We start from the raw sequence: 3,357 nt of genomic DNA on the forward strand, positions 1-3,357 counted from the left end.
ACACGGTAAAATCCCTCGTTTAGGTATGATAATGCGTAAGTTACCTGATAATTTATTCCACGCTTATGAACCAAAACGAAACTCCTTTGGTTACAAGGAAACCGCTGAAAAACTGCAAGAAACCATCAATGAAGTGATGGGACGTAACATGTTCTAAAAGAAAAAAAATATGCCTGTATTATTGACCAGACCTTACCCAGATTTATTGCCAAGAATTGCCTACATCGAGGTGTTAACCAAGACGTTAACACCTCAACCCTTTCTAGTCCTCTAACAACTCATCAAGTAATATTCCTGCTGAAAAACCACAAATAGTGCCAATTATCATTCCATATTGACCGCCAAATCGAAATCCAATAGCACCACCCAGTTGAGCAGCTTTAAATCCCGTACCTGTTCTGCTTTTAACCCCCTTGATAGGGTCTGACTGTGACTCTGAATACTTTGCATTAGTCATGATTTGCTCTCTTTTCTATAGATATGAAAAAGGGCAATACCTTTCGATACCGCCCTTGAATAATTACAAATACTGCTTAGTGAGAGTGACCGCACACCTGACAGCTACCATCATCGTAAGCACGTTCACCGCATGCTGGACAAGTAGTTACTAACGTTGTAATTGATTTAATCGCCATGTTAGGGCTCCTTTTGTTTGTTGGTTGAAGTAATAGGGTGTTGCGAAGCTCATTGATACTCGGTCTAGAGAGTCCAATTCGAAACCGATGTATCTTGAGCCAAGCTTCGCAACGAAACTTATTGCGCTTTGTCTTTCGGAGTATCTAAACTGCATTGAGTCGCATCAGTGACATGACCATTCATTGTTCCACAGACATCCGCTTTCCATTGCACGATAACTCCGTAAGACGCTGTGTTCTGAATACCTGCCTTGCCATTCCATTGAGGCTCTAGCAGTTCTTTCATTTTCGAGATATCGCCCGGATTACCGCCGAACGTACCACCTGCGAATACTGAAGATGCGAATAGCGAAGTTAGACCTAGCAGGATGATTGATTTTTTCATTGTTGCTTTCCTTAAATACGTAATGACGCCGCCAATAAAGACAGCGTTAACGTGGATGATGGATAGTTTAAAAGTGGTGATCGACAGGATGTGTCGCTCAGGTATAGAAATACTGAAATGATTAGTAGACGCCTTGGAGGGCATACGTTGAGGTAACCGATGAAAGCTATAGCAATATCAGTAACCTTATGAAAATTAGCTAGAAATAATCAGGTTCTTTCCGACCACGACACCACCTGACGAGCGACCTATCTACAATGCGTAGAATGAAAGAGCATGACACCCTAGCGAAACGACTTGGCATTATCCTGACCCGTTTAAATACAGGTGAGAAGTTGCATCTAGAAGATTTAAGCCGTGAATTTGGAGTAACAAGAAGGACGTTAAATCGTGACTTCAATGAACGTTTAAACTACTTACCTATACAACGTGACGGTGCTTGTTACTCGTTAGACCCTAAGTTCTTAGGCAGACAGACTAATAATGAGCTATCTCTCCTGCTGTTAAACATGGGGTTCGATACTTTGTTTTCGGGTAAGCACTATCTAAGCAATGGCGTATTGAACAACAAAACCACACCACCTTTTTTCTTCAAGAACCCACAAGTCGAGGACATCAGTAAATGTGCTTCGGTGTTCGAGAAACTTATCGAATCGATACAACGACGAAACGTGATTAGCTTTAGCCATGAAGGGGAAACCTATGATGAGTTCCACAGCTACAAACTGTTGAATGAACGCGGATTGTGGTTCATTGTCGGGACGCACAGAAACCGCCTAGAATCACTCAGAGTGGCTAAGATTCGTGAGTTAGTGCGTTACGAGGATAAATACTCTCCTGACCCTAGCGTTGAGCAGAAACTGACTGGTTGCGGATATGAGGATGAACTATTCAATCCCGTTGAAGTTCTTATACAGATGAGCGCTAAAGTCGTGGAAGCATTCTTAAATGAAGGTAATGCCGATGACTTCAGGGTGTTAAAAGAACTAGATTCAGGGCAAGTGCTTGTTAGTCACCAGACCAAGAACATTCCAGAATTAATTCGCAAACTTAAAGCGTGGTTACCTCATGCAGAGGTGCTCTCACCTGACTGGATACGTTACTTGTTGAAGCAAGAGCTCCAAGCGTATCTGGATTCAACCCAGTAGAAGGCACTGAGCTGATTGTAGTACGTAGTTGGGCTTGTTGATGGTTCGTTGAGATGAAATGCAGCCACCAATACATAATGTTGTTTCTGTTCTCTGTCGTAACTGTCCCTCTTCATGAAAGAGCCACTATGCACCGATTTTTAAGATTTCTATGGTGTCATTGATAACGTCGACATTACACATCAAAGACACGAAAAAGTGTTAACTGAATATGAGTTAATTGAAAAACACCTATGTTTTCACTCCAACCGATAAACATTGAATTAAGGGGCGCTCTTGGCGCTGTAATTAGAACAGATGACTATGGAAAATCTCATGGAAACTCGTTCTCAATACCCCTATCCGTTACGCGCTATAGCAAAACCTAAACATTAGCTCCCATTGCTTAGACATAGCAATGGGAGCTTTTAATAACAAAACACCAGTGTAAACCAACCAAACTCGTTAAAATTAAGACTCCCTTCCTTGGTGTTTCCACCGTCCATTGCAATCCAGCAACGCCATCCCCTCTGAATCCCGAAGGCAACGGATTGGGTAAACGTTGCTAAAACTTTCCCCAATGAAAAAGGCTTCCCATCACACCATGATTAAAATGGAACAATGGGAAGCCTTAGTGTCACTAGGAAGTGAGTCGAGTATTTTATGGTACATACATGGTGCTTTCTACTTGGTTTGTTGCCGATGGACTAATCCACAGTGACTTTTATCTCATCGAACACGCCCATTTCGACGTAGCTGAGAAAGTTGGATTCCCACATCGAGTAGAACTCCATTACCTCACTACTTGTTATCGGCAGCTCCGGAACATAGGAAAAACTCGCTGTTCCAGATGAGAAGTTAAAATCCACTTCTTTAACTAGTTCGGGATAAGGACCACCGCAATACGCAAAGTCAGTGATGTAATCAAAGATCCACTGGTTGTAGAGGCGAACAAGCCTGATTTCAACAGGGTGCCAACCGCCGTTTTCCGAACTATAAGATGAATCTCGGAAGTTGATCACCACCGATTGGATCATGGGTGTCCATTTGCCTGATTCGCTGATCACTCGGTTTAAAGCATCTTGAAGATCGACACTGACAGGCAGCAGTAATCGCTCAACGTCAAAAGTTAAGTTCATAATAAAATCTCTTTTAGTTTGTTAGGGATGCACTCTTGTTAAGTGCTCGGTATGAAAGCCAGAATTGGCTT

General features: G+C 42.4%; 4 protein-coding genes. 1 reads left to right on the top strand and 3 read right to left on the bottom strand.

The window, feature by feature from the left end:
* Nucleotides 1–262 precede the first annotated feature (262 nt).
* Together CAG65_RS14835 and CAG65_RS14840 are read right to left on the bottom strand one after the other, a co-directional pair.
* Nucleotides 263–457, bottom strand: a complete 195-nt coding sequence (locus tag CAG65_RS14835) for a hypothetical protein (protein WP_161454148.1) — start codon at nucleotides 455–457, stop codon at nucleotides 263–265.
* Nucleotides 458–753: 296 nt separating this feature from the next.
* A complete protein-coding gene (locus tag CAG65_RS14840) occupies nucleotides 754–1,020 on the bottom strand; it encodes a hypothetical protein (RefSeq protein ID WP_161454149.1) in 267 nt (88 codons plus the stop codon).
* A gap of 266 nt (nucleotides 1,021–1,286) precedes the next feature.
* Here CAG65_RS14840 and CAG65_RS14845 point away from each other — a divergent pair, with 266 nt between their 5' ends.
* Entirely contained in the window at nucleotides 1,287–2,168 is an 882-nt protein-coding gene (locus CAG65_RS14845) for a helix-turn-helix transcriptional regulator (RefSeq protein ID WP_161454150.1), read from the top strand.
* 686 nt (nucleotides 2,169–2,854) lie between these two features.
* Here the strand turns inward: CAG65_RS14845 and CAG65_RS14850 are convergent.
* A complete protein-coding gene (locus CAG65_RS14850; RefSeq protein WP_161454151.1) occupies nucleotides 2,855–3,286 on the bottom strand; it encodes a DUF2787 domain-containing protein in 432 nt (143 codons plus the stop codon).
* Nucleotides 3,287–3,357 lie beyond the last annotated feature (71 nt).

The organism is Vibrio sp. V39_P1S14PM300, from assembly GCF_009904765.1.
In the GTDB taxonomy this organism is placed as follows: Bacteria; Pseudomonadota; Gammaproteobacteria; order Enterobacterales; family Vibrionaceae; genus Vibrio; species Vibrio proteolyticus.

Bases quoted from the DNA above. Each gene is read 5' to 3' on its own strand.
- CAG65_RS14840 (WP_161454149.1), bottom strand. From the start codon at position 1,020: ATGAAAAAATCAATCATCCTGCTAGGTCTAACTTCGCTATTCGCATCT.
- CAG65_RS14845 (WP_161454150.1), top strand. From the start codon at position 1,287: ATGAAAGAGCATGACACCCTAGCGAAACGACTTGGCATTATCCTGACC.
- CAG65_RS14850 (WP_161454151.1), bottom strand. From the start codon at position 3,286: ATGAACTTAACTTTTGACGTTGAGCGATTACTGCTGCCTGTCAGTGTC.
- CAG65_RS14835 (WP_161454148.1), bottom strand. From the start codon at position 457: ATGACTAATGCAAAGTATTCAGAGTCACAGTCAGACCCTATCAAGGGG.